The sequence below is a fragment of the Variovorax sp. 20P10.2.4 genome (genome assembly GCF_058244205.1).
The window spans coordinates 1-25,849 of sequence record NZ_JBZAYE010000034.1 but is presented as its reverse complement, the minus strand read 5'-3'; the positions used below and the strand labels follow the sequence as shown (position 1 = coordinate 25,849).

General features: G+C 69.7%; 25 protein-coding genes. 17 read left to right on the top strand and 8 right to left on the bottom strand.

Annotated elements, in window-relative coordinates:
• Positions 1 to 525: TolC family protein (locus AC27VN_RS05730; protein WP_490875948.1), on the top strand; the 525-nt coding region annotated here is incomplete at its 5' end.
• A 19-nt stretch (positions 526 to 544) separates the two neighbouring features.
• On the opposite strand, the gene AC27VN_RS05725 is transcribed toward AC27VN_RS05730, so the two are convergent.
• Complete coding sequence (locus tag AC27VN_RS05725) at positions 545 to 1,510, bottom strand: GlxA family transcriptional regulator (RefSeq protein ID WP_490875947.1); 966 nt, start codon at positions 1,508 to 1,510, stop codon at positions 545 to 547.
• Between the two features lie 189 nt (positions 1,511 to 1,699).
• Between AC27VN_RS05725 and AC27VN_RS05720 the strand changes: the two genes are divergently transcribed.
• On the top strand, positions 1,700 to 1,993 hold the full coding sequence (locus AC27VN_RS05720) for a hypothetical protein (protein ID WP_093345525.1): 294 nt from the start codon (positions 1,700 to 1,702) through the stop codon (positions 1,991 to 1,993).
• Positions 1,994 to 2,010: 17 nt separating this feature from the next.
• On the opposite strand, the gene AC27VN_RS05715 is transcribed toward AC27VN_RS05720, so the two are convergent.
• Positions 2,011 to 3,015, bottom strand: coding sequence for a zinc-dependent alcohol dehydrogenase family protein (locus tag AC27VN_RS05715; protein WP_490875946.1), 1,005 nt, complete (start codon positions 3,013 to 3,015; stop codon positions 2,011 to 2,013).
• 108 nt (positions 3,016 to 3,123) lie between these two features.
• Here AC27VN_RS05715 and AC27VN_RS05710 point away from each other — a divergent pair, with 108 nt between their 5' ends.
• Entirely contained in the window at positions 3,124 to 3,978 is an 855-nt protein-coding gene (locus AC27VN_RS05710; RefSeq protein WP_490875945.1) for a LysR family transcriptional regulator, read from the top strand.
• Here the strand turns inward: AC27VN_RS05710 and AC27VN_RS05705 are convergent.
• A complete protein-coding gene (locus AC27VN_RS05705) occupies positions 3,975 to 4,715 on the bottom strand; it encodes an SDR family NAD(P)-dependent oxidoreductase (protein ID WP_490875944.1) in 741 nt (246 codons plus the stop codon). The two genes, AC27VN_RS05710 and AC27VN_RS05705, sit on opposite strands and share 4 nt — an antisense overlap.
• Before the next feature lie 110 nt (positions 4,716 to 4,825).
• Between AC27VN_RS05705 and AC27VN_RS05700 the strand changes: the two genes are divergently transcribed.
• Positions 4,826 to 5,728, top strand: a complete 903-nt coding sequence (locus AC27VN_RS05700) for a LysR family transcriptional regulator (RefSeq protein ID WP_490875943.1) — start codon at positions 4,826 to 4,828, stop codon at positions 5,726 to 5,728.
• Here AC27VN_RS05700 and AC27VN_RS05695 read toward each other — a convergent pair whose 3' ends face one another.
• From AC27VN_RS05695 to AC27VN_RS05685, 3 genes are read right to left on the bottom strand one after another with little or no spacing between them, the layout of a single operon-like run.
• A complete protein-coding gene (locus tag AC27VN_RS05695) occupies positions 5,729 to 6,133 on the bottom strand; it encodes a c-type cytochrome (protein WP_490875942.1) in 405 nt (134 codons plus the stop codon).
• A 32-nt stretch (positions 6,134 to 6,165) separates the two neighbouring features.
• Positions 6,166 to 8,352: a xanthine dehydrogenase family protein molybdopterin-binding subunit gene (locus AC27VN_RS05690; protein WP_490875941.1), complete on the bottom strand. Its 2,187-nt coding sequence runs from the start codon at positions 8,350 to 8,352 to the stop codon at positions 6,166 to 6,168.
• A 1-nt stretch (position 8,353) separates the two neighbouring features.
• Positions 8,354 to 8,827: a (2Fe-2S)-binding protein gene (locus tag AC27VN_RS05685; RefSeq protein WP_490875940.1), complete on the bottom strand. Its 474-nt coding sequence runs from the start codon at positions 8,825 to 8,827 to the stop codon at positions 8,354 to 8,356.
• A 395-nt stretch (positions 8,828 to 9,222) separates the two neighbouring features.
• On the opposite strand from AC27VN_RS05685, the gene AC27VN_RS05680 reads away from it, so the two are divergent.
• The 9 genes from AC27VN_RS05680 (at position 9,223) to AC27VN_RS05640 (ending at position 17,971) form a co-directional block, all read left to right on the top strand.
• Positions 9,223 to 10,281, top strand: coding sequence for a porin (locus AC27VN_RS05680; protein WP_490875939.1), 1,059 nt, complete (start codon positions 9,223 to 9,225; stop codon positions 10,279 to 10,281).
• Between the two features lie 211 nt (positions 10,282 to 10,492).
• The gene (locus AC27VN_RS05675) at positions 10,493 to 11,734 is read left to right on the top strand and encodes an MFS transporter (RefSeq protein ID WP_490875938.1); all 1,242 of its coding nucleotides are present in this window, start codon (positions 10,493 to 10,495) and stop codon (positions 11,732 to 11,734) included.
• A complete protein-coding gene (locus tag AC27VN_RS05670) occupies positions 11,734 to 12,642 on the top strand; it encodes a dihydroorotate dehydrogenase electron transfer subunit (RefSeq protein ID WP_490875950.1) in 909 nt (302 codons plus the stop codon). Before AC27VN_RS05675 ends, AC27VN_RS05670 begins: the two co-directional genes overlap by 1 nt.
• Positions 12,635 to 13,585 (top strand): dihydroorotate dehydrogenase, encoded by a 951-nt coding sequence (locus AC27VN_RS05665; RefSeq protein ID WP_093345548.1) that lies wholly within the window; start codon positions 12,635 to 12,637, stop codon positions 13,583 to 13,585. The genes AC27VN_RS05670 and AC27VN_RS05665 overlap by 8 nt, the downstream gene beginning before the upstream one ends.
• A 16-nt stretch (positions 13,586 to 13,601) precedes the next feature.
• Complete coding sequence (locus AC27VN_RS05660) at positions 13,602 to 14,858, top strand: hydantoinase/carbamoylase family amidase (RefSeq protein WP_490875937.1); 1,257 nt, start codon at positions 13,602 to 13,604, stop codon at positions 14,856 to 14,858.
• An 8-nt stretch (positions 14,859 to 14,866) separates the two neighbouring features.
• Positions 14,867 to 15,937 carry a dihydroorotase gene (gene pyrC, locus AC27VN_RS05655; protein WP_490875936.1) on the top strand — a complete coding sequence of 357 codons (1,071 nt, stop codon included), beginning with the start codon at positions 14,867 to 14,869 and terminating at the stop codon, positions 15,935 to 15,937.
• 89 nt (positions 15,938 to 16,026) lie between these two features.
• A complete protein-coding gene (locus AC27VN_RS05650; protein ID WP_490875935.1) occupies positions 16,027 to 16,932 on the top strand; it encodes a helix-turn-helix domain-containing protein in 906 nt (301 codons plus the stop codon).
• Between the two features lie 17 nt (positions 16,933 to 16,949).
• Positions 16,950 to 17,648 carry an orotate phosphoribosyltransferase gene (locus AC27VN_RS05645; RefSeq protein WP_490875934.1) on the top strand — a complete coding sequence of 233 codons (699 nt, stop codon included), beginning with the start codon at positions 16,950 to 16,952 and terminating at the stop codon, positions 17,646 to 17,648.
• Entirely contained in the window at positions 17,645 to 17,971 is a 327-nt protein-coding gene (locus AC27VN_RS05640; protein ID WP_490875933.1) for a hypothetical protein, read from the top strand. Before AC27VN_RS05645 ends, AC27VN_RS05640 begins: the two co-directional genes overlap by 4 nt.
• A 47-nt stretch (positions 17,972 to 18,018) precedes the next feature.
• On the opposite strand, the gene AC27VN_RS05635 is transcribed toward AC27VN_RS05640, so the two are convergent.
• Positions 18,019 to 18,969 carry a PDR/VanB family oxidoreductase gene (locus AC27VN_RS05635; protein WP_490875932.1) on the bottom strand — a complete coding sequence of 317 codons (951 nt, stop codon included), beginning with the start codon at positions 18,967 to 18,969 and terminating at the stop codon, positions 18,019 to 18,021.
• 44 nt (positions 18,970 to 19,013) lie between these two features.
• Entirely contained in the window at positions 19,014 to 21,377 is a 2,364-nt protein-coding gene (locus AC27VN_RS05630; RefSeq protein ID WP_490875931.1) for a molybdopterin-containing oxidoreductase family protein, read from the bottom strand.
• Positions 21,378 to 21,470: 93 nt separating this feature from the next.
• Here AC27VN_RS05630 and AC27VN_RS05625 point away from each other — a divergent pair, with 93 nt between their 5' ends.
• From AC27VN_RS05625 to AC27VN_RS05610, 4 genes are all read left to right on the top strand, one after another.
• The gene (locus AC27VN_RS05625) at positions 21,471 to 22,136 is read left to right on the top strand and encodes a GntR family transcriptional regulator (protein ID WP_490875930.1); all 666 of its coding nucleotides are present in this window, start codon (positions 21,471 to 21,473) and stop codon (positions 22,134 to 22,136) included.
• A 51-nt stretch (positions 22,137 to 22,187) separates the two neighbouring features.
• Positions 22,188 to 22,559, top strand: coding sequence for a DUF2946 family protein (locus tag AC27VN_RS05620; RefSeq protein WP_177239388.1), 372 nt, complete (start codon positions 22,188 to 22,190; stop codon positions 22,557 to 22,559).
• A gap of 155 nt (positions 22,560 to 22,714) precedes the next feature.
• Positions 22,715 to 24,901 carry a TonB-dependent receptor gene (locus AC27VN_RS05615; RefSeq protein WP_490875949.1) on the top strand — a complete coding sequence of 729 codons (2,187 nt, stop codon included), beginning with the start codon at positions 22,715 to 22,717 and terminating at the stop codon, positions 24,899 to 24,901.
• A gap of 13 nt (positions 24,902 to 24,914) precedes the next feature.
• Positions 24,915 to 25,849 (top strand): PepSY domain-containing protein (locus tag AC27VN_RS05610; protein WP_490875929.1); only part of this gene is annotated, 935 nt, incomplete at its 3' end.

Sequence of the window (25,849 nt, the reverse complement as noted above, 5' to 3'; positions counted from 1 at the left end):
ATCGCCGCGGAACGGCGCCTCGCCGCCTCCAGCGCCCGCATCGGCGTGGCAACGGCCGAGTACTACCCGAGCGTCTCGCTGTCGGCGCTGCTGGGCTTCGAGAGCCTGCGCACCGCGACACCGTCGTCGGCCAACTTCCAGCCGCTGGCCGCGGTCGGCCTGCATTGGAGGTTGTTCGATTTCGGCCGTGTCGACGCGGAGGTGGCGAAGGCCGAGGGCGCGAAGGCCGAAGCGCTGGCGCGCTACCGGCAATCGCTGCTGCGCGCCACCGAGGACGTCGAGAACGCGCTGATCCGCCAAGGGCAGCTCGATGCCGAGCGCCTCGCGCTGCTGCAGGAGGTCGATGCCGATGTGCGCGCGCGCGGCGCCACGCAGCAGGCCTACGCGGGCGGCGCGGTGAGCCTGCTCGAATTGCTCGAGCAGGATCGGCAACTGCTCGCCGCGCGCGACCGGCTGGTGCGCGTGCAGTCCGACAGCGGCCGTGCCGCGGTTGCCACTTTCCGCGCCCTGGGCGGCGGCTGGTAGCGCATCTGTTCCGCGGACTTCAGAGCAGGTCGGCGCGCAGCTCGCGCACGCCGCGGCCCAGGCGCTCGCGCAGCAGCGCACCGAGCGTCGAGCCATCGGCATAGCCGACCTCGGCCGCGATGGCCTCGAGGTCGAGATCGCTGCCGTGCACCAGCGAGCGGGCACGCTCGATCCGCAGGTCCTGGATGTAGGCCAGCGGCGACTTGCCGAGCACGGCCTGGCAGCGCCGCTGCAGCGTGCGCGGACTGGTCGCGAGCGCGCGCGCCGCCGTGTCGAGCGAGAAGCCCTGCTTGAGGTTGTCGCGCGCCCAGCGCTCGAAGCGCAGGATCGCGGGGTCGGCCTGCGCGAGATGGTGGGGCACGATGTACGGCGCCTGCGAAGAGCGCAGGTCCGCGAGCAGGTAGCGCGAGACCATGGCCGCCAAGTCGGGGCTGGCCTGCTGGATCAGCCACAACGCGAGATCTAGGTGGCCCATCGCCGCACCCGCCGTCACCACCCGGCCCGAGGGCACCAGCATGCGCGACTCGTCGAGCGAAACCTCGGGATAGCGCTGGCGGAACAGCGGGCCCAGCCACCAGGTCGTGGTCGCCTGACCGCCGTCGAGCAGGCCGGCATCGGCGAGCAGGAAGGTCCCGATGCACGAGGCCGCGATCCGCGCGCCCTGCGCATGCCAGGTGCGCAATTGCGCCTTGGCCTGGCGCACGTCGGGCCGCGAGAGCGCGGGCACCAGCGATTCGGGTGTCGAGGTGTTCAGCGCCGGCACCACCACCCAGTCCGGCCGCAGGCCCGGCGGTGGCGGCTTCACGGGAATCGCGAAGCCCTGGCCCGAGCGCACGCGCCGGCGCATGCCCACGATCGTCACCTCGAAGGACAGTGACCCGCCCATCTCGCGGGCCGCGAACTTGTTGGCGAGGCCGAGGGCGTCGAGCATCACGGTGAGGCCGGTGTCGAACACGCCGTCGAGGGCGAGCAGGAAGATGTGCATGGCGGAAATGGCGGGAAAGACGTTGCTTGCGACTATAGGGACTCGGCGCCGGAACGAGCCTGGAAACCCTTCCGGCAGGTTGGCGGAAATGACCGTTAAGTTGTCGTTCGCGCCTGTTCGGATTTTTCGCGCCGCCACCTAACCTCGGTCTTCCTCAACAACGCAACGCACTTGCATCAGGAGTCCCCCATGAAAGTCCTCGCCATCGGAACCATCGTCAAGCCGCTCTCGCCCGAGCAACGCCAGCAGGTCATGTCGAAGGAGGTGCCCGACACCCTGCAGCTCTACCTCGACGGCAGGATCGAGCAGTACTGGTACCGCAGCGACAAGCCCGGCGTCGTGTTCCTCATGAGCGCCGAGTCCGTCGAGCAGGCCAAGGCTGCGATCGATGCGCTGCCGCTCGTGACGGGCGGCTTCGCCCAGTACGAGTTCATGCCGGTCGGCCCGCTCGCGCCGCTGGGCCTGCTGCTCCAGGGCCGCTGAGCCACCCCGGGATCCTGCTACCCGCCGATCTCGACCACGATCTTTCCCTTCGCGCGTCCCGCCTCGACTTCCTCATGGGCCTGCATGGCCGCATCGAGGTCGAAGCGGCGCGCATCCATCAGCGGCAGCAACCGGCCGGCCTCGACCAGCTTCGCGGCCTCGCGCAGGATGTGGCCGTGGTGGGCGCGTCCCTTGCCGCTGAGCATCGGCAGCAGGGTGAAGACGCCCGAATAGGTGGCCGCGCGAAAGGACAGCGGCGCCAGCTTGTGGGTGCCCCAGCCGAGGCAGCTGACGACATGGCCGCCGTATTGGCGCGCCGCGCCGAACGAGGCGTCGAGCGTGGCGCCGCCCACGGTGTCGTAGACCACGTCGAAGCCTTCGCCGCCGGTGTGGGCCGCCACGTACTGCTCGACCGTCGTGCTCGTGTAGTCGATCGGCGTGGCATCGAAGCCGCGGATGGTCTCCGCCTGGGCGGGCAGCCCGGTGGCGTACACCTGCGCGCCGAGCGCGACGGCGATCTGCACCGCGACATGGCCGACGCCGCCGGCACCGCCATGCACCAGCACCTTCTGTCCCGCCTGGGTCCGCGCGCGGTCGACCAGGCCTTCCCACGCCGTGATCACGACCAGCGGCAGGGCCGCGGCTTCGCGCATCGAGAGATTGGCGGGCTTGGGCGCGAGCAGGTCGGCATCGACCGCGGCGAACTCGGCCAGCGAGCCCTGCAGCCCGCCGACGCCGCCGGTGAGGCCGTACACCTCGTCGCCGACGCGGAAGGCCGTGACGCCAGGGCCGACCTGCTCGACCACGCCGGCCAGGTCCATGCCGAGGATCGCGGGCAGCGGATGGCGCGCATGGGCCGCGGCGCCGGCACGGATCTTCGAGTCGAGCGGATTGACGCCGCTCGCATGGATGCGCACCAGCACCTCGCCTTTGCGCGGCACGGGCCGGGGCACCCGGACGGCCTCGAAGCGGCCGCCGGCTTCGCACACCATCAGTGCGCGCATCGAATCGTCTTTCGACATGGAGAACTCCTTGTATGGCTTGAAGAGGCGTCCATTGTTCGATCTTCAAAACTGAACGTAAACTCACAGAACTGCATCACATCCATTCACTTTTGATGGGTTGAAAACATGGACTGGAGCGACGTGAGGATCTTCCTGGCGGTGGCCAGGGCCGGCTCGCTGGGCGGCGCCGCGCGGCTCACCGGCCAGTCGCAGCCGACCATGGGGCGCCGGCTGCGCGTGCTCGAGCGCGAGGTCGGGCAGGCGCTGTTCCAGCGCGGCAAGGACGGCTTCGTGCTGACCGACGAAGGGGTCTCGGTGCTCGCGCATTCGGAGCGGATGGAAGAGGAGGCGCTGGCCTTCGAGCGCCGGCTGGCCGGCCAGGCGCAGCAGCTCGAGGGCCAGTTGCGCGTGTCGTCGTCGGACTGGTTCGGCGTGCACATCCTCACGCCCGTGTTCGCGGAGTTCGTGCGGCAGCACCCGCTGGTCAACATCGAGCTGATCACCGATGCACGCCTGTTCAGCCTCGCGCGGCGCGAGGCGGACCTCGTGTTCCGCATCCAGCCCTTCGACGAAGCGGACGTGGTGCAGCGCAAGGCCGTGCATGTCGCCTACCGCGTCTACCGCGCGAAGGGCACGGCGCATCCCGTGCGAAGCGATGGCCAGGGCGTGCCGCTGATCACGCTCGACAGCGCGTTCCAGGACTTCCCCGACGCGGCCTGGCTGCGCAAGAAGCTGCCGAAGGCGCGCGTGGCCTTCGGCAGCAACAGCCGCGAGGCGCAGGCCCGGATGTGCGCCGCGGGCGTGGGCCTGGCCGTGCTGCCGGCGCCGCTGGGCGATGCCTGCACGGCGCTCGAGGTCGTCGATCTCGGTGGACTGCCGCCAGGGCGCGACGTCTGGGTCGGGTTCCACCGCGACCTGCGCCGGCTCGGGCGGCTGCGGGCCCTGGTCGATGCGACCGTCGAGCGCCTGGCCGAGATTTAGAAAACCATCCCGCCCGCGACGTCGATGGTGCAGCCCGTGACCCAGCCCGCATCCTCGGAGACGGCGAAGGACACCGCCCCCGCGATGTCCCGGGGCTGGCCGGCGCGGCCCAGCGGCGTCTTCGGCACGAAGTGGGCCGAATAGGCCTCGGCACCGGCCGCGTTGCCCTCGGTGAGGACGAACCCGGGCGCGATGCCCACCACGCGGATGTGGCGCGGACCGAGCTCCATGCCGAGGCTGCGGGTCAGCACGTCGACGGCGCCCTTGGTCGCGCAATAGACGTGCGCCTGCGGCGAGGGGCTGGTGGCCACGCCCGAGCTGATGTTGACCACCGTGCCGCCGCTGGGCAGCACGCGTGCCGCGGCCTGCGTCATCAGCAGCAGGCCGCGCACGTTCAGGTCGAAGTGCTCGGCGATGCTCTCGGGCGTGATCGTGTCGAGCGAATCGAGCCTGTAGGTGCCGGCGTTGTTCACGAGGATGTCGAGCCTGCCGAAGCGCGCCAGCGTGGCATCGACCAGCGACTGGATCTGTGCCGGTTCGGAGATGTCGGCCTGCACCGCCACGGCCTGGCCGCCCGCGGCGGTGATCCGGTCGACCACGGCGGCCGCTTCCTTCTCGCTGCGTGCGTAGTTGACGACGACGCTGGCGCCGTCGCGTGCGAGGCGCTCGGCGATGCCCGCGCCGATGCCCTTCGAGGAGCCGGTGACGATGGCGACCTTGCCTGCGAGATGGGTCATGGTGAATCCTTTGAATGGTGAAGCGTTGGACCCGACGATAGGCCGCCGATTGCTGAATTGAAATATGGATCGGGTCGATGCGGTTTGAAGTCGAGCTTCATAATGAAGCGATGGCTCCCGACCTCATCCCCTTCATCGCGGTCTTCGCCCGCGTCGCGCATCACGGCAGCTTCACGCGCGCCGCGGCCGAGCTCGGCGTGTCGCCCTCGGCGCTGTCGCAGACGCTGCGTTCGCTCGAGAAGCGGCTCGGCGTGCGGTTGCTCGACCGCTCCACGCGGCGCGTCAGCGTCACGGAGATCGGCCAGAGCTTCCTGCAGGATGCGGCGCCCGCGCTGGCGGCGCTGTCGGCCGCCGTGGAACGCGTCAACGAGGTGCGCGAGAAGCCGGCCGGTCTGTTGCGCATCAACCTCTCGCGCGTCGCGTTCGAGCTGCTGTTGCTGCCGCACCTGGCCGCGTTCGCGCAGGCCTATCCGGACATCAGGCTCGAGCTGCATTGCGACAACGCGCTGGTCGACCTCATCGGCAGCGGCTTCGACGCGGGCATCCGGCTCGGCGAGAACCTCGCGCAGGAGGTCGTTGCCGTGCCGCTCGGTGGCCCGCATCGCATCGCGACCATCGCGGCGCCGAACTACTTGAAGGGGCGCGCGGCGCCGCGCACGCCCGAGGAGCTGAGCCAGCACCGCTGCATCAACATCCGGCTGAGCAACGGCGTCTACCGCTGGGAGTATTCGAACAAGGGTCGCGATTTCGAGGTGGAGGTCGATGCCGCCATCCTCACCAACGACGGCGACGTGCTGCTGAGCGCCGCGCGCGCCGGCGCCGGCATCGCCTGCGTGTTCGAGGCCCAGGTGCACGACGACCTCGCGAGCGGCCGGCTCGTGCCCTTGCTCAAGCCGTGGTGGCCCAGCTTCCCGGGCTTCCACCTCTACCACGCCAGCCGCATGCACGTGCCGCGCAAGCTGCGCGCCTTCATCGACTTCATGCAGCAGCGCACGGGCCCGCGGCGGCGCTGATCAGCGCGGCGCCGCGAGCGAGCGCAGGTAGGCGATCAGGTCGGCGCGGTCCTGCGCGCCGGGCACGTTCAGCGGCATGGTGGTGCCGGGCACCGCCTGGGTCGGCGCCGCGAGGAAGGCCTCGAGGCCCTGCACGTCCCAGGGCCGGGTCGAGGCCGCCATGCCCGGCGAATAGCGAAAGCCCTCGGCCTTGCCCGCGACGCGGCCGAAGGCGCCGTCGAGGTGCGGGCCGATGCCGTTCCTGCCGGTGACGGAGTGGCAGGCGGCGCAGCGCGCGAAGGCGGTCTTGCCGCGTGCCAGGTCGCCGGCGCCGGGGTCGACGGTCTGCGCCTGCGCCGCGCCGATCCCTCCCAGGGCCGCGAGGCAGGCGGCAATCAGCTTCGGTCCGAGCTTGTTCGTTGTCATGTGTGGATTTCCAATCGAGAGAGCGCGGCGCTTCATGCCCGCTGGAGTTCTTCCGCGGCGAATGGCAGCCGGCGGATGCGCTTGCCGGTCGCCGCGAACACGGCATTGAGGACCGAGGGTGCGGTCAGCACGGTGCCGACCTCGCCGATGCCGCCCGGCGGTTCGGTGCTCGGCACCAGGTGCGTCTCGATGACGGGCATCTCGTCCATGCGCAGCACGCGGTAGGTGTCGAAGTTGCCCTGCTCGACGCGCCCGTCCTTGATCGAGATGTTTCCGTAGAGCACCGCCGACAACCCGAAGGCGGTGCCGCCCTGCATCTGCGCGACCACGGTGTCGGGGCTGATGAGGCGTCCGCAGTCCACCGCGATCACCACGCGATCGACGCGCACCGCGCCATCGGCATCGACGCTCACCTCCGTCACCTGGGCCGCGTAGCTGCCGAAGCAGAAGGTCAGCGCGACGCCGCGGCCCTTGCCGGCGGGCAGGGCGCCGCCCCAGCCGGACTTCCGCGCCACCAGTTCCAGCACGTGGCGCGCGCGCGGATGCTTCTCGAGCAGATCATGCCGGTAGGCGATGGCATCGCTGCCCGCCAGGTGCGCGAGTTCGTCGACGAAGCATTCGACCGGGAAGGCGTTCTGCATGTGGCCGACGCCGCGCCAGAAGGCGGTGGTGATGCCCGCTGGCGGTTCCTCGCGCACATACTCGACCAACACGTTCGCGAAGCCATAGGGGCCGGCTGCGTCGCGGATGGCATCGCCGTCGAGCTCGTTCTGGAACCGCGCCGGTGCCCAGCGCGCGAGGATCGAGGAGGCGGTCACGCGGTGATGCCATGCCACCGGCCGGCCGCGCGCATCGAGCGCGGCACTGAGCCGGTTGTAGTGGTAGGGGCGGAAGGTGCTGTGCCGCGTGTCCTCCTCGCGCGTCCACACGACCTTGACGGGGCCCTTCACCTGCTTCGCGATCTTTACGGCCTGGATCACGAAGTCGATGTCCAGCCGCCGGCCGAAGCCGCCGCCGAGCAGGTGGTTGTGCACCTCGACGCGTTCGATCGGCAAGCCCGTGAGCTCGGCCGCGGCGGCCTGCGCGCGCGCCGGCACCTGCGTGCCGACCCAGAGTTCGCAGGCATCGGGCCGCACGTGCACGGTGCAGTTCACCGGCTCCATCGGCGCATGCGCGAGCAGGGGCTGCTGGTAGATCGCGTCCACCGTCCGCGCGGCGCCGCGCGCGGCCGCCACGGTGTCGCCTTCCTTGCGCGCCACGGCGCCGGAGCGCGACGACGCATTGGCCAGCGCGGCGATCAGCTTCTCGGTCGAGTAGTCCGCGTTGGCGCCTTCGTCCCAGCGGATCTCGAGCGCGGTCAGGCCCTTGCGCGCCGCGCCCATGTGGTCGGCCACCACCGCGACCGCGTTGTCGATGCGCACGACCTGCCGCACGCCCTTGACCGCCATGGCCCGGGTGTCGTCGACCGACGCCAAGCGCCCGCCGATCACCGGGCAGTGGGCGATCGCGGCGATGCGCATGCCCGCGACGCTGGCATCGAGGCCGTAGCGCGCGCGGCCGTTGACCTTGTCGGGTCCGTCCAGGCGCAGCAGCGGCTGGCCGATGCGCTTCAGCGTCGCCAGGTCCTTGAGCGGCACCTCGGCGGGCACGGGCAGGCCCGCGGCCGCATGGGCGAGCTGCCCATAGGCGAGCTTCCTGCGCGTGGGCACATGCTCGACCGCACCGTCGCTGGCGCGGCAGGTCGAAGGGTCGACCTTCCACCGGCGCGCGGCCGCATCGACCAGCAGCAGCCGGGCAGTGGCGCCGGCGCGGCGCATCGGTTCCCAGGTGCTGCGCACCGAGGTCGAGCCGCCCGTGATCTGCCCGCCCGTCAGCGGGTTCGCATAGCGCGTCTCGTCGGCGGGCGCATGTTCGAGGCGAACGCGCCGCGGATCGATCTCGAGCTCCTCCGCGATCAGCAGCGCGACCGCGGTGTAGATCCCCTGGCCCATCTCCACGCGCGGCATCACCAGCGTGACGAGGCCGTCGGTGCCGATGCGGACCACGGCATTGGGCGCGAAGGCCTCGGGCTGCGCGCCGGCGGCCTTGGCCTCGAGCGGCGGCAGGCTCACCGTGAGCGCCAGCCCGCCGCCGGCGGCCAGCGCCGTGGCCACGAAGGCGCGGCGCGTCAGGCCGGGGGTGGATGCGGTGTCGGCCATGGGCATGCGGTCGTGCTTCATGTCAGGTCGCCTTGATCGGGATCAGCGTGGCGGCGCGCTGCACCGCGGCCTGGATGCGCACATAGGTGCCGCAGCGGCAGATGTTTCCCGACATGCCGCCCACGATGTCCGCGGGCGTGGGGCGCGGCGTGGCCGCGAGCAGTGCCGTGGCCGACATGATCTGGCCCGACTGGCAGTAGCCGCACTGCACGACGTCCAGTTCCAGCCAGGTCTTCTGCACCGCCTGGCCGACCGCCGTCGCGCCGATGCCTTCGATGGTGGTGATGCGCTGCGCACCCACCGACTCGACGGGCGTGATGCACGAGCGGATCGCGACGCCGTCCTGGTGCACGGTGCAGGCGCCGCACAGGCCGGCACCGCAGCCGAACTTGGTGCCGTACAGGCCCAGCACGTCGCGCAGCACCCAGAGCAGGGGCGTGTCGCCGTCGACATCGACCTCGCGCGCGCTGCCGTTGATGTGGAGTGTGAAGGGCATGGTGCGGTCCGTGGGCGTGTTGTGGTGCGCAAAGTCTAGGGACGCGCATCGCCGGCACACAGGCCCGAAGGCGCGAAGGCCTTTGAAGCCAAACTGAACAATCGGCCGCCGGACGCCGGTCCGTTCGACCCCGCGTCGAGCGCACGCGAATAGCGCGAAAGCGCCCGGCCTCGACCGCTCGAAAACCCTTGGCATCGATCTTGCGGAACCGCGCCAGAATCCGATCTCGTTTTTGATCCTGGTTTCTTTAATGGTGCTTTTTTATCGGATGTGCCGAGTTTTCGAGGCGATTCGCCTCATGGCGGTGCACCCGTGCCAGAGCCACCTGTCCGTCGTTCGGGCGTGCCGCGAAGGGGCGCTCGGCGTTCCCTCGAGCCTTGAGAAGTGAGCCACCCATGAAGAGTCTTGTAGTTGCCGCCGTCGCGCTGTCGACGGCTTGTTGCGCCTGTGCGCAGAGCAGTGTGTCGGTGCAGGGATTGATCGACGAATACGCGGGATCGATGCGTTACGCGGGCGACCTCGGCCGCACCAAGGTCCTTGGAAGCGGCGGCATGACCACCTCGTTCTTCGGCTTCGCCGGTACCGAGGACCTGGGCGGCGGGCTCAAGGCCTACTTCGCGCTCAATGCCTTCTTCCGTGCCGATACCGGCAAATCTGGCCGCTTCGACGGCGACCCCTACTTCGCGCGCGATGCCAACGTCGGCATCTCCGGTGCCTACGGCAGCCTTCAGCTCGGGCGCGCCGCGGCGCCGAACTTCATCCCGACCGTGCTGGTCAACCCCTTCGGCAACTCCTTCGCGTTCTCGCCGCTGGTGCTGCATGCCAACGTCAACACCGCGCGCTGGCTGTACCGCACCTCGCCCTCCGACACCGGCTGGAGCAACCAGCTCATCTACAGCACGCCGAGTTTCGGCGGCCTGCGCGTGAACCTGCATTACCAGTTCGGCGAGCAGTCCAGCGACACCGGCTACAAGGGGAAGAACAACACCGGCATCAGCGCGACCTACGTCAGCGGGCCGCTCACGGTGGCGGGCTTCTACGAGCGCGACCAGATCTCCAACCCGGTCAACCCGGGCGTCATCACGGCCACGGTCGCCGGCGCGGTGGTGCCCACCACGCGCAAGGACTGGATGCTGGGCGGGGCCTACGACTTCGGCCTGCTCAAGGCCTATGCGAGCTATGGTCGGTCGAAGGCCGAAGCGACGGGCTATCGCGGTACCACGAGTTCCCTCGGCGCCAGCGTGCCGGTCGGGTCGACCGCGGGGCAGGTCCTCGCGGCCGTCGCGAGGACGAAGATCGCCGGGTCCTACGACGGCAGCCGCACGACGCTGAGCCTGGCCTACGATCACTACCTGTCGAAGCGAACCGACGTCTATGCCGTCCTCATGCGCGATCGCGCGACCGCCATGGCGGGCGGCAACAGCCTCGGCGTCGGCGTCCGCCACCGCTTCTAGCGGCCGCGCGAGCCGACGCCAGGCTCGATCCCCCGGTTTCCCTCGTTCCTTTCATCCATCCACAGAGACAACCCGGTGAACTTTTTCTTGATCGATATCTTTTTTGATACTAGTATCGCAAATGAGCGAAACGAACTCCATGCCGAGACCGTTTCCATGGCCCATCCATCCGCCGGCGCCGGGCTTTCCGCGTCAAACCAGGAGTCCTGACGTGTCATCCACCCCAGATTCGACCGCCTCCGCGCCACGCGACGACGCCGTCTCGGGCTACGCCTGGAAGGCGCTGGCCGGCTCCGCCATCGGCTATGCGATGGACGGCTTCGACCTGCTGATCCTGGGCTTCATGCTCACGGCCATCTCGGCCGACCTGCACCTCACGCCGGGCCAGGCCGGCTCGCTGGTGAGCTGGACGCTGGTCGGCGCCGTCGTCGGCGGCATCGTCTTCGGTTCGCTCAGCGATCACTTCGGGCGCATCCGCGTGATGACCTGGACCATCGTCCTGTTCGCGGTCTTCACCGGGCTCTGTGCCTTCGCGCAGGGCTACTGGGACCTGCTGGTCTACCGGACCATCGCGGGCATCGGCCTGGGCGGGGAGTTCGGCATCGGCATGGCGCTGGCGGCCGAGGCCTGGCCCGCCAAGCACCGTGCCCGAGTCTCTTCGTATGTGGCGCTGGGCTGGCAACTGGGCGTGCTGGGCGCCGCCTTGCTCACGCCGCTGTTGATGCCGCACATCGGCTGGCGCGGCATGTTCCTGGTCGGCGTCGTTCCCGCGCTCGTGGCCTGGGTGATCCGCAACAAGCTGCACGAGCCCGAGGTGTTCGTGCGCAAGCCCAAGGCCCGGGGCTCGCGCCTGAGGTCCTTCAAGCTGCTGGTCAAGGATGCGCAGACCACGCGCACCAGCCTGGGCATCGTCGTGCTGTGCGCGGTGCAGAACTTCGGCTACTACGGGATCATGATCTGGATGCCGAGCTTCCTGGCCAACAAGCTCGGGTTCAACCTCACGAAGTCGGCCATGTGGACCTCGGTGACCATCCTCGGGATGATGCTGGGCATCTTCGTCTTCGGCCAACTGGCCGACCGCATCGGGCGCAAGCCGAGCTTCCTGCTGTTCCAGGCCGGCGCCGTGGCGATGGTGCTGGCGTACTCCCAGCTGTCCGATCCGGTCTCGCTGCTGTGGGTCGGCGCGGTGCTCGGCATGTTCGTCAACGGCATGCTCGGCGGCTACGGCGCGCTGATCTCCGAGGCCTATCCCACGGAAGCACGCGCCACGGCGCAGAACGTGCTGTTCAACCTCGGCCGCGGCATCGGCGGCTTCGGCCCGGTGGTGGTCGGCGCGATGGTCGCGGCCTATTCGTTCCAGATCGCGATCGCGCTGCTCGCCGCGATCTACCTGGTCGACATGGTCGCCACCTACTTCCTCATTCCCGAACTCAAGGGCAAGGAGCTCGAATGATGCTCGCCGCCATCGACCACCCGTCGTCCGCGTTCCGGCCCGTGCATCCGCCCGCGCCGCAGGGCGAGGGCGCCTGCTTCCAGCGCAACGCGCAATCCGTGGCCTCGTACCGCTGCGAGGTCGCCGAGCACCGCTGGGTCAACGACCGCTACAAGTACCTGAAGCTCAGCGCGCCGGCCGACCTGGCGGGCGCGACCAGGCCCGGGCAGTTCTACCAGCTCAAGTGCCCGACGACGAACGACCTCCAGCCCTTCCTGCTGCGCCCGATGAGCGTCTACGGCGTGGGGCCGGAGGCGGGCACGATCGAGTTCCTCTACAACGTCACCGGCACCGGAACCCACGCGCTGGCCTCGCTGCCCGTCGGCGGCGCGATGGACATCGTCGGCCCGCTGGGCAACACCTTCACGCTGCCGCCGGACGACGAACGCATCATGGTCGTGGCGCGCGGCGTCGGCCTGGCGACGATGGCGCCGCTGCTGCGGCAGGCGGCCGGGATGGGTATCGCGATCACGGCGGTGATGTCGGCGCGCGCCCCCAAGGACCTGATGCGCGACGAGTTCCTGCGCGGCGCCGAGGCCGACGTGCATTGCGTCTACGACTCGGACGGCAGCTCCTCGGTGGAGGCCATGGACACGCTGGTGCGCCGTCTGCTCGGCGAACGGCATCACGACGCCGTCTACACCTGCGGCTCGCACCGCGTGCTGATGCTGCTGCAGCGCATCCTCGCCGACCATCCGGGCACCCGGGGCGAGGTGGCGATGGAACAGCGCATGGCCTGCGGCATGGGCGTGTGCCTGTCCTGCGTCAGGCTGTTCGACCGCGAGGGCGACAAGCAATTCCTGCGCGTCTGCCGCGAAGGTCCCGTGTTTCCCATCGGCGACGTGGTCGGGGAGGTGGAGTTTGGCTGATCTCAACGTCAGGGTCGGCGACGTCGGCCTGCGCAACCCGGTCATGCCGGCCTCGGGCTGCTTCGCCATCGAGTACGCGGAAGCGCTCGACTTCAACCGGCTGGGCGCGCTGGTGATCAAGAGCGTCTCGCCCAAGAGCCGTGCCGGCAACCCGACGCCGCGCGTGGCGGAAACCCGCGGCGGCATGCTCAATGCGATCGGCATTCCGAGCAAGGGCCTGGACTACTACCGCGAGACGGTGCTGCCGCCCTACACGCGCTTCGACACGCCCGTCGTGGTCTCGATCTCGGCGGACACGGTCGACGAGTTCGCCGACGCGGTGGCCGAGATGTCGCTGCCCGAAGTGGCGGTGATCGAGGCCAACATCTCCTGCCCCAACCTCGAGGCCGACGGCATGGCCTTCGCGATGACGCCCGAGACGACCTACAAGGTCGTGAGCGCGATCCGCCGCCGCACGCATCATCCCGTGTGGGCCAAGCTCACGCCCAATGCCTCGCACGTGGCAACGGTGGCGAGGGCCGCGGAAGAGGCCGGTGCCGACGCGCTCGTGATGGGCAACACGGTGCTGGCCATGTCGATCGACGTGCGCACCCGCAAGCCCATGCTCGGCAACGTGATGGGCGGCCTGTCGGGACCGGCCATCAAGCCGATCGCGCTGCGCATGGTGCACCAGTGCTACCGCAGCGTGCGCATCCCGGTCATCGGCTGCGGCGGCATCGCCAGCGCGCACGACGCGGTCGAGTTCATGCTGGCCGGCGCGAGCGCGGTCCAGGTCGGCACGGCCTCCTTCATCGATCCGGGCGCGATGCAGAAGATCATCGACGGCCTGGTCGCGTACTGCGACGAGATGGGCGTGAAGAACATCCGCGACCTCACCGGCCAGGTCAAGCTCGACCGCCAGCTCTCGGACCGCTGGCTGCGCTTCGCGCAGCAGTCGGGCTAGGGAAGGGGCAAGGATGATGAGCCTGGCTGGACTTCGTCCCATGGCCGAGAAGCTGTTCTCCGACGTGCGCGAGCTGACCTTCGACGGGGTCGGCGTGACGCGGCAGAGCTACGGCCGCGGCGAATCGGACACCGCCGACTACCTGCGCGCCTTCGCCGCGAGCGAAGGGCTAGAGGTCCGGGCCGACCGGGCCGCGAACCTCGTGTTCGGACTGCCGCAGACCGCGGCGGCGAGCGCGGTCACCTGGTGCGGATCGCACATCGACTCGGTGCCGCAGGGCGGCAACTTCGACGGCTATGCGGGCGTGGTCGCGGGCCTTCTGTGCCTGGTCGCGCAGAAGGCCGGCGGCACGCCCTACGCGCGCCCGCTCGAGGTGGTCGCGTTTCGCGGCGAGGAGAGCGCCTGGTTCGGCAAGGCCTACATGGGCTCTGGCGCGCTGTTCGGCAAGGTCAGCGAGAGCGACCTCGCGCTCAAGCAGCGCAGCACCGGCGAGTCGATGGAGGCCTGCATGCGGCGCTGCGGCGCCGATGTGGAGGCGATCCGCGCGCAGCAGACGCTGCTCGACAAGGCGCGCATCAAGGCCTACCTCGAGCTGCACATCGAGCAGGGGCCGGTGATGGTCGCGCGGCAGCTTCCGCTGGCCGTGGTCTCGGGCATCCGCGGCAACGTGCGGCACAACCGCGTGGTCTGTCACGGCGACGCGCAGCATTCGGGCGTGGTGCCGCGCTGGCTGCGCCACGACGCCATGTTCGCGGTCGCCGACCTGATCATGCGCATCGACGAGCACTGGCGCGTGCTGCTCGAGCGCGGCACCGACCTGGTCGTGACCACGGGCATCGTCAGCACCGACCCGGCCGAGCATTCGATCTCGCGCATTCCCGGGCAGGTGAGCTTCAGCCTGGAGGCGCGCAGCAAGAGCACCGACACGCTCGAGGCCTTCTACCAGCTGGTGCGCGCCGAATGCGGCTCGATCGAGCGCGAGCGCGGCGTGCGCTTCGAATTCGACCGGCGCCTGCTCAGCGATCCCGCGACCATGGACGAGAAGCTCTGCGGCGTGCTGTCCGAAGCCTGCGCCGCGCAGGAGGCGGCCTTCGAGCTCATTCCCAGCGGCGCGGGGCACGACGCCTCGCTGTTCGCCAATGCCGGCATCCCGAGCGGCATGTTGTTCGTGCGGAACCAGAACGGTTCGCACAACCCGCACGAAGCGATGGACATCGAGGATTTCATGCTCGGCGTCGGCGCGATGGATGCGGCCTTCGCCCGATTGAAATGAGTCTTCCCATGACCACCCGCATCACCCTGCGCCGCCCCGACGACTGGCACCTGCACCTGCGCGACGGCGCCATGCTGCAGACGGTGCTGCCCTACAGCGCCGCGCAGTTCGGCCGCGCCATCGTCATGCCGAACCTCAAGACCCCCGTGACGACCACCGCGCTCGCGCGCGCCTACCGCGAGCGGATCGTGGCGGCCCTGCCGCCCGGCGCCGACTTCGAGCCGCTGATGACGGTCTACCTCTGCGACGGCACGTCCGCCGACGACCTGTGCCGCGGCTTCGAGGACGGCGTGCTGACCGCGGCGAAGCTGTATCCGGCCGGCGCCACCACGCATTCCGAGCTTGGCGTCACGTCGATCGCGAAGGTGGCGCCGGTGCTCGAGACGATGCAGGCCATCGGCATGCCGCTGTTGCTGCACGGCGAGAGCACCGATCCGGCCGTCGATGTCTTCGACCGCGAGGCGGTGTTCATCGAGTCGACGCTGCGTCCGCTGCTGCGCGACTTTCCCGCGCTCAAGGTGGTGCTGGAGCACATCACGACCGAGGAAGCCGCGGACTTCGTCATGGCGGATGCGAGCGGTCGTCTCGCCGCGACGATCACGCCCCAGCACCTGATGTTCAACCGCAACGCGATCTTCACGGGGGGCATCCGGCCGCATTTCTACTGCCTGCCGGTGCTCAAGCGCGAGCGCCATCGGCTGGCGCTGCGCAGGGTGGCGACCTCGGGCGATGCGCGCTTCTTCCTCGGAACCGACTCCGCGCCGCACCTTCGCACGCTGAAGGAGGCGGGTTGCGGCTGCGCCGGCATTTTCAATGCGCCGGTCGCGCTGCAGAGTTATTGCACGGTGTTCGAGGAGGAGGGCGCGCTCGACAAGCTCGAGGCCTTCGCGAGCCTCAACGGTCCGCGCTTCTATGGCCTCGCGCCCAACGAGGCGAGCGTGACGCTGGAGCGCTCGCCCTGGGAGGTGCCGCAGGACGTGGCGCTCGCGGCCGGCGGGGCGCTCCATCCCTTCCTCGGCGGCAGCCGCCTGCACTGGGCCCTGCGGGACGCGCCCGTGCGCGAGCCGGTCGCGGCGTGAGTTCCCGCATCGCCTCGCGCCTCGACGGGGACCGCGGGTGCCCGAATTCGCCTATAGTTTCTTTTTCGATCCATAAAGTGGAAAACGAGATGGAAGCTGCGAATTCGACCTTCAAGTCATCGATCGACTACGTGGCGCTGGGCAAGCGCCTGCGTGCCTACCGGGTGGGCGCCTCGCTGCTGGCCGAGGACGTGGCCGAGCGGCTGGGCATCTCGCGCGCGGTCGTGTACCGGCTCGAGAAGGGCGAGATCGTCAAGATCGAGACGCTCGAGCGCCTGGCCCACCTGCTCGACACCACGCTGGCGTCGCTGCTCGGCGTGGAGGTGGAGTACTACTCGACCGCGCTGGGCCTGTTCGAGCGCATGCGCCAGCTCGAGGAGTCGTCCGACCGCATCCTCGCGCACTTCGAGCCGATCTCGCTGCTGCTGACCTCGGAGGACTACCTGCCGACCCTGCGCCAGATGCTGATCGAGGCATCGCCCAAGGGCGCGGGCAAGGGGCCGACCTCGGCCGACATCGACAAGATGCTGCAGATCATGCAGGAGCGCCGGGCCTTCTTCCAGCGCCGGCGGCCGCACATCGTGAGCCTGATCGGGCTGCGCGAGCTCGAGCGCTTCGTCGATACCGGCCTGGTCGGCCGCATCGACATGCCCGAGAGCGTGCGCACCGAGCGCCGGCTGGCGGCGCGCCGCGAGGTCGAGCGGATCGCCGACCTGATGGAGAGCGAACCGATCGACGTGCAGATCGGACTCATCGACGACGCCATGCCGACCGCGACCTTCCAGGTGTTCTCCGGCCGGGCCGGCAGCGTGCTGGCCGTGAGCCCGTTCCGGCTCGGCGAGCTGCCGAACGTGCGCAACGGCATCGCGACCGTGACCGCCTCGCCCGAGGCGGTGCGCATGTACGAAGCCATGATCGGCAGGCTCTGGAAGGCCGCCTACAAGGGCAAGGCGGGTGCGATGCACCTGCGCAAATTGCTCGACCGAATTCATTAGCCGAAGGCACGACCGCCATGACCACCGCCCCAGACCCGACTCCGACCCGCCTCGATGTCGCCGCCCGGCTGCTCGACGCCGGCTGCGTGACCTTGCGCACCGACGAGCCCTTCCGGCTTCCCTCGGGATGGGCGACGCCGGTCTACATGGATTGCCGGCGGCTCATTTCCTTTCCCGAGGCGCGCCGCGCACTCGTGGCTCATGCCATCGAGCTGCTGAGAGCCGATGGCTGCCTGGCCGGCGTGGGCTCGATCGCGGGCGGCGAGTCCAGCGGCATCGCGCTGGCGGCCTGGATCGCGGATGCGCTGGAGCTGCCGATGCAGTACGTCCGCAAGCGCGCGGTCGGCGCCCGCCAGGTCGAGGGCGTGGTGCGCGCCGGCGAGCGCGCGCTGCTGGTCGACGACATGATGGCGGCCGGCGCATCGAAGGCCAATTTCGCGCGCGCGCTGCGCGCCGCGGGTGCCGAGGTCGGCGATGTGCTGGTGCTGTTCGACTACGGCATGTTCGGTGCCGGCCGCATGCTGGCCACGCTGGGGCTCAAGGTCCATGCGCTGGCGAACTGGCACGACATCCGCGCGGTCGCGGCGCAACGAGGCAGTTTCGGCCGCGAGGTGATCGCCGAGTTCGACGATTTCCTGCGCGATCCGGTCGCGTGGTCCGCGGCGCACGGCGGCAAGGGTTTCATCACTGAGCACATCGAAGGCAACACACCATGAACTTCCAGGACATCAGCACCCGCTTCGCGAACGACCTGTCGGGCTCCGACGCCTTCAAGCTGCTGTACCGCGGCGCCTTCGACCTCATGAAGTCGGACCTCGACAACGCGGGCCTCTATTTCGTCATCGGGGTGGCGGCGCAGGCCTTCGTCCAGAAGTACGAGGACCAGGGCATCACGGTGGAATTCGCCGACAACGCCAAGGCCACGATGGTGGCCCTGAACACCCGCATCCTGGCCGCGCTGTCCGCCGAGCCCGCGCAGCGCCTGCGCATCCTCGGCGAGGTCGCGACCGAGTACGAGTGGAACGTCACGGCGTTCTGAACGCGCTGCGTCGGTCATGGCGCGCGCTCGCGCCATGACCCATTCGCTCAGAGATCGAGGACGAGCCGCGCGGAACAGCTGCGCGACACGCACGGCAGCATCAGCGTGCCCGACGCCTTCTCGGGCTCGGTGAGGAAGGAATCGCGATGCTCGGGCCGGCCCTCGAGCACCGTGGTCATGCAGGTGCCGCAATGGCCTTCCTCGCACGAGGTCTCGATGTGCACGCCGTTGGCGCGCAGCACCTCGACGATGCTCTGGCCCGCTTCCACCCGCGCCGAGATGCCCGAGGCAGCGGCGCAGACCTCGAACGCGGCCTGCGGCGCCGATGCGGCGGGAGGCGTCGAACCCGCGCCGAAATACTCGAAGCGGACCTGGTCGGCCGGCCAGTTCGCCGCGGCCTGCCGCACGAGCTCCATGAAGGGGCGCGGTCCGCACAGGTAGAGGTATTTGCCCGGCGCCGGATCGCCCACGATCGATGCCAGCAGCTCGGGCAGCGCGTCGGGGCCATGACCCTGGTGGTGCCTCACGGAAGGGGCCAGTGCCGCGTCCTCGAGCTGCCGGCGGAAGGCGACGTGTTCCGCCGACTGTGCGAAGTAGTGCAGCTCGAGCGCTCTTCCGGCAGCGCCCAGGTGCGAGGCCATGCACAGCAGCGGCGTGATGCCGATGCCGCCCGCGACGAGGATGAAGCGCTCGCCGTCCGGCGCGAGCGGGAAGTGGTTTCTCGGCGCGCCGATGGTGAGCACATCGCCTTCGTTCACGGACTCGTGCATGAACCGGGAGCCGCCGCGCGAGCGCGGATCGCGCTTCACGCCGATGACATAGCGCCCCTCGCCATGCGGCGCGCACAGCGAGTATTGCCGGGTCTCGCCCCCGCCGACATCGACATCGATGTGGGCGCCGGGCTCGTAGGGCGGAAGCGGCTCGGCGCCGATGGCGACCAGCTCGAAGGAACAGATGTCGGTGGCCTCGGGCACCTTGCGTTGGACTTTGACTTGCATGGGTATCGACGGAGTGGGTGGATGGATGGCGTTCGGTTCGGTGTTCAGGCGGCTGGCCCGGCTTCGGCCACGACCTCGCAGATGTAGGACCGGTGCGGCGCCGAGCCGCTGATGGGGTCGAGATCGCCGTCGTCGACCAGCAGGTTGAAGTTCGAGCCTTGTTCGGAGAGCGGCGCGTGCGCGGGCAGGCCCAGTTGCTCGTTGCCCTGCCACCAGCCGTACTGCGCGCAGACCACGCGTGGATCGAGGCTGGCATCGAGCGTGGCCTTGAAGCGCACCGAGCCGCTCGGCGAGCGCACGCGCACCCACATGCCGGGCTTGATGCCGCGCGCGGCGGCCGTGGCGGGATTCATGGCCACGAGCGGGTCGGGGGCCTTGCTGCGCAGCGACGCCACCTGCCGGTGCTGGCTGTGGCAGTACTGGGGCAGCTTGGCCGAGGTCAGCACGAGCGGGAAGTCCGAGCTTTCTTCGCGAAGCCGCAGCTTCGGCAGCGGCGGCACGTACACGGGCAGCGGCGACTGGCCATGCCGGTGCAGCAGCGCCGAATAGATCTCGACCTTGCCGGTGTCGGTCGCGAAGCGGAAGCCCGCGCCGTGGTGCTTCTGGTAGCGCGTCTCCAGCGGATAGCGGATGCCTTCGGGGTGCTGCCGAAGTGCTTCCAGGCCGATGCCCAGCGGCTCGAGCATGTAGCGCATGCCCTCATCGATATCGCCGCCCCAGAACCGGTCGGCCAGCCCGAGCCGCTTCGCGAGCTCGAAGACCACCCAGGCATCGGAGCGGCTGTCGCCCACCGGCGCCACCATCCGCGGGCGCAACTGCACCAGCTCCTCGGCGCCCTGGTTCACCTCGAAGCCGATGCGCAGCGCCTCGCGCTCCCAGGGCGTGCCGATCGGCAGCACCACGTCGGCGTAGTGCGCGGTCGGGGTCAGCGTCACATCGGCATGCACGAAGAAGTCGAGCTTGCGCAGCGCCTCGGCGCCACGCAGCGGGTTCGCATGCGCGAGCAGCAGGTTGGCGCCGAAGCCGATCACGCCGCGGATCGCGTAGGGCTTGGCTTCGAGGATGGCGCGGTACAGCGTGTCGCTGCCGATGCAGCCCTGCGCGGCCGGGCCGAGCGGAAGCTCGTCGATGCCTACGCACTTCGCGAGCTGCGCCGCCGACAGCAGCTCCTTGCCCGATGCCTTGCGCGCCGGCGGATGCGCGAAGTCCACGTTGCCGCCGGCCGCGTCGAAGCTGCCCGTGAGCGCGTAGAGCAGCGCGATCGCGCGGTCGGTCTGCGTCGCGTTGGTGTGCTGGCCGACGCCCGACCACGCGTAGTAGCTGACGGGGCGGTGCGCGAACAGCAGCCGCGCGGTGTCGCGCACCTGCTGCGCGGGGACCCAGCACAGTTCCTCGGCGCGCTCGGGCGACATGGCCTCGCACAGCTCGGCATAGAGCGCGAAGGCGGGCCGGCATCGAACGGGGCCCGCGGTCGTTTGCAGCGTCCTGGCGCCGAAGAGCGCGAGGGTGCAGTCCTGCGACGCGTAGCTGGCCGTGCCGGGGTCGTAGGGCACGATGGACTCGCTCGCCTCGTCGAAGGCCACGAGCCGCTGCGAGGCGAGGCCGGTGATGTCGGCTTCGCGCAGGAACGCGCCCGTGTCCTCGCGCACCAGCAGCGGCCCGTTCGAGTGCCGGCGGATGAAGTCGATGTCGTATTCGCCGTTGCGGATCATCTCGCCGGCGATGGTCAGCGCCAGCGCGCCGTCCGAACCCGGCCGCACGCGCAGCCATTGGTGGGCACGCATCGCGAAGCCCGCCTTGCGCGGATCGACCACGACGATCTTCGCGCCGCGCGCGAAGGCTTCCGTCACGCCCGTCGCATGGTCGAGCCAGGTCGCCGACGGGTTGTGGCCCCACAGCACGATGCACTGCGTGTTCGAGAAGTCCGGCGCGCCGATGCCGCGCCCGAAGGTGAAGCCGTGCGCGACGTCCTTGTGCCAGTTGCAGATCTCGGTGCCGCGGCACAGGTTCGGGCTGCCGAAGGCATTGACCAGCCGTTCGATCCAGACGATGCCGTCGGACAGCGGCGAGCCGCTCGGCGAAGTGATGGCGAAGGACACCGATTCGGGACCGCTCTCGTCGCGGAGGCGCCCGATGCGTTGCGCGACGAGGTCCAGTGCCTCGTCCCACGAGGCCTGGCGCCAGAGCGGATCGGCGGCATCCTTCGGCGCCGTGCGTATCAGCGGATGCAGCAGCCGCTGCGGATTGGCCACCAGCTCGTGCGCCGCGCGGCCCTTCACGCAGAGGGCCTTGCCGGTCGGGTGGGAGGGGTTGGCTTCCTGGGCGATCAGCACGCCGTTCTCCACCACGCTGATCGAACCGCAGCGCGAGCGGCAGAGGGCGCAGAAGCCAGGGATTTTTTCGGCCATAGTTCCAGTGCCCAGGCGGAGGTGGAAGTCCGGCCTGGTGCATGATTATATATAAAGTGAAGAAAGTATATATACTTTGAGAAAAGGCGCAACATGAAGGAAAGCAGCTCGCAAGTGGCCGCGGGATCGGTCTACGAGACGCTCCGCTCCGAGATAGCGACGGCCGTGCTCGAACCCGGCGCGCCGCTGAAGCAGGACCACCTCGCCGCTCGCTTCGGCGTCAGCCATGTGCCGGTGCGCGAGGCGCTCTCGCGGCTCGTCGCCGCGGGGCTGGCCACGGCCCGGCTCAACAAGGGCACCTCGGTGGCCTTCCTGAGCGCGCGCGAGGCGGTCGAGCTGATCGAGCTGCGCTGGCTGCTCGAAGGGCGGCTCATCGAGCTGGCCGTGCCGCATCTCTCGCGTGCCGACATCGCGCGTGCCACCGGGCTGCTGGACGAGCTCGGCAAGGCCAGGCAGGTCGAGGAGGTGTTCCGCCTCAACCATGAATTCCACGCGAGCCTCTACGCCAAGGCCGATCGGCCGCTGCTGTTGCAGTCGGTCGAGTCCGCGCGGCTCAACCTCGGGCGCTATCTCTACCTGCCGTGGAAATCGAAGACCAACGTCGATCGCTCCGAGGCCGAGCACAAGAAGCTGCTGCGCCTGTGCCTGGCCGGCGATGCGCAGGGCGCGAAGGCGATGGTGACGGAGCACGTCATCCATACCGGCAAGCTGATCGTCGAGATCATCGAGCAGCAAAAGACGAGCATCGCCATCGACTAGCCCCAGGCGTAGCACGGGCTGTTGCGTTGCGATCGGCGATTCGTCGCGATAATGGCGCCCGTGCACGTCCTTCGAAAACTCTCGACCCTGCATCGCCTCGTGCTGGCGTGGTTCGTGCTGTCCCTGTCCGTCGCGGTCGCATCGCCGATCGTCAAGCCTCAGCAGATCGACATCGTGTGCTCGGCCTCGGGCCACGTCACGATGGTCGTGCAGACCGAGGATGGCGCGGTGCCGATGGGCAGCATGGGCATGGACTGCCCGTTGTGCGTGATCGGCGGCCTCCCGCCCGCGGTCGCGCAGGTCGAGGTGCCGATGCCGGCACCGCTGTCCTACGCCCTGCGTTCGATCCCCGCCGCGCGCATCGCCGCGGCCACCGCCGCGCCGCTGCCGGCGCGCGGGCCTCCTTCCTTCCTCTTCGCCTGAACCGCTGAATCCGTCGCACGACGGACCCTGGCGTCGCCTCGCGGGCGCGCCGGTCCGCGCGCGGCGCCCATCGTTCGTCGACGGCATGCGCGGCCACGCGCCGCTGCGCCGTCAGCGCAGCCACGCGCTGCGAGAAGAGAGATCCCGTGCCTTTCATTGCCATTTCCCACGGCCGTGGTGCCGAGCGCCTGCGCGCGCGTGCGCTGTCCTGCTTCGCGCTCGGCGCCTTTGCCGCGCCCTTCGCGCAGGCCCAGGTCCAGACCACGCTGCAAGCGATCGAGGTCGACCCGCCACCCGCGCCCGCGCCCAACGGGCGCCTCAACCTCGACACGCCCTCCGAGACCGGCAGCCGCCTGGGCCTGACGCCGCGCGAGACGCCGGCCTCGGTCAGCGTGGTCGACCGCGCCACCATCGAGGCACGCGGCGCGCAGGACACGCAGGAGATCCTGCGCGCGGTGCCCGGCATCACGGCGCACAACGCGCCCGGCAACATCGGCGTGAGCTACCGCGGCTTCGGCGCCGGCTCGCTGAGCCAGATGTTCAACGGCATCAACGTGCAGTACTCGATCGCCGCGCGGCCGGTCGACAGCTGGATCTACGACCGCGTCGAGGTCATCGGCGGGCCGTCGAGCTTCCTGTTCGGCGCGGGCGCGGTCGGCGGCTCGATCAACTACATCAGCAAGATCGCCGAGCGCGGCGACCTCACCGAGGCCCGGCTGCGCCTGGGCACGCAGCAGCTCAAGGAGGCCTCGATCGGGCTCAACCGCCGCATCGCGGGCGATGGCGGCGCGGGCAGCCACTATGCGCGCATCGACCTCAACCGCAAGGACGCCGACGGCTGGACCGACGGCACGCGCACGCGCGCCACGCAGCTCGCGGCCTCGCTGCTGTCGGACTTCGGCGGCGGCTTCACGCACACGCTGGCCTACGAGTACCAGGACGAATGGGTGGACCGCCCGTACTGGGGCACGCCGCTGCTCAATCCCGTGGTTGGCAACCTGCGCGTGGACCCGGCCACGCGCTTCAGGAACTACAACAGCGCCGACGGCATCTATGCGCAGCGCGTGCAATGGCTGCGCTCCATCGCGGACTGGCGCGTGTCCGATGCGCTGCAGCTGAAGAACACCTTCTATGCCTACGACGCGCTGCGCGACTACCGCAACGTCGAGAGCTACCGCTTCAATGCGAGCAACACGGCCGTGATCCGCTCGGCGGCCCTGCTGCAGCGCCATGACCAGCAGGTGGTGGGCGACCGCATCGAGGGCCTCTACAAGGGGCAGCTCGCGGGCCTGCGCAGCGACTGGTCCTTCGGGCTGGACTTCAGCGTCAACAAGCAGACGCGCTTTCCGAACAGCCTGCCGGCCACGGTGAGCACGGTGAATCCGTACCTCTTCGCCACCGAGCCTTTCTTCGCGGTGCCGGGCATGCGGCCGGGCTTCAACCCCGACCGCGACAACAAGGTGACGACCACCGCGCTGTCGATCGAGAACCGCACGGCGCTCGCGCCCTCGCTGCACCTCGTGAGCGCGCTGCGCCACGATCGCATCGAGCTCGCGCTGACCAATCGTCGCGCCATCAGCGCCAGCGCGCCGGCCAGCTACCAGCGCAACTACAACCCGACCACGGGACGCGTGGGCCTGGTGTGGGACTTCGCGCCCGGCGCCAACCTCTATGCGCAGTACGCGACCGCGGCCGACCCGCCCTCGGGCGTGCTGTCGACCGCCTCGTTCGCCGACGTGATGAACAACAGCGAGCTCACGACCGGCCGGCAGGCCGAGGTCGGCGCCAAGCTCGACTTCTGGCAGGGCAAGGGCACGGCGACCGTGGCGGCCTACCGCCTCTCGCGCAAGAACATCGCCACGCAGGACCCGAACAACAGCGCGCTGACCGTGCTCGTGGGCGAGCAGTCGTCCAGGGGCGTGGAGATCGCGGTGGGCCTGCAGCCCACGCCGCGGTGGTCGCTGCAGGGCAACCTGAGCTACGTCGACGCGAAGTACGACAACTTCGTGCAGAACGGCGTGTCGCTCGCGGGCCGCACGCCGACCAACACGCCGGCCGTGGTGGCCAACCTCTGGGTGTCGTACGCGATCACGCCCGCGCTGCAGGCCAGCGTGGGCCTGCGCCACGTGGGCAAGGCATACGCCGACGCGGCCAACAGCGCGCGCTGGCCGTCGTACACGCTGGTCGACCTGGGCCTGTCGTGGAAGATCAACCGCTCGGTCACGCTGGTGGGCCGCGTGCGCAATGCCACCGACCGCATCTACGCGGCCAACCTCGGCAGCACCTTCGCCTATTTGGGCGCGCCGCGCACCGGCGACCTCAGCCTGCACGTCGCGTTCTGAGGAGGGCTGGTCCATGGCCCATCTCAAGCGCTGGCTGTTCCTGCTGCACCGCTGGCTCGGCATCGTGGTGTGCGCCTTCTTCGCGATGTGGTTCGTCTCGGGCGTGGTGATGATGTACGTGGGCTATCCCAAGCTCACCGAGTCGGAGCGGCTGCTGCATCTGCCGCCGCTCGCGGCCGATGCCGCGCTGCTCGGGCCGCGCGAGGCGCTCGATGCGGCGGGCATCGCGGGGCCGCTCAAGGATCTGCGCCTGGCCGCGGCCAGCGGCGGCCGCGCCGTGTACCTCGCGCAGCCCGCGGATGGCAAGGGCGCCAAGGCCGGTGTGGTGATCGACGCGGCCACCGGCACGCCGTTGCGCCATGTCGACCGCGAACTCGCGATGGCCAGCGCCGCGGCCTTCGCGGGTCCGGGCGTGGGCCTGGTGTACGAGGGCACGCTCGACGAGGACGCCTTCACTCATTCGCGCGCGCTCGATGCGCACCGGCCGCTGCACCAGGTGGCGCTGGTCGATGCCGCGCACACGCGGCTCTATGTCTCGGGCCGTACCGGCGAGGTGGTGCGCGATGCGCCGCGCGCCGAGCGGCTGTGGAACTACGCGGGCGCGTGGATCCACTGGCTGTATCCCTTGCGCGGCGGCGCGCTCGATCCGTACTGGGCCGACATCGTCAACTGGCTCTCGATCCTGGGCATCGCGGTCACGCTCATGGGCACGGCCGTCGGCATCCTGCGCTGGCGTTTCGCGAGCCGCTACCGCAGCGGCTCGCGCTCGCCGTACCGTGGCTTCATGATGCGCTGGCATCACATCACCGGCCTGTTGTTCGCGGCCGTCACGCTGACCTGGATCTTCAGCGGGCTGATGTCGATGAACCCCTGGCGCGTGTTCGACAGCGGCGCGCCCGCATTGCGCACCGAGGCGATGAATGGCGGGCCGCTCGTGCCGCCGGTCGA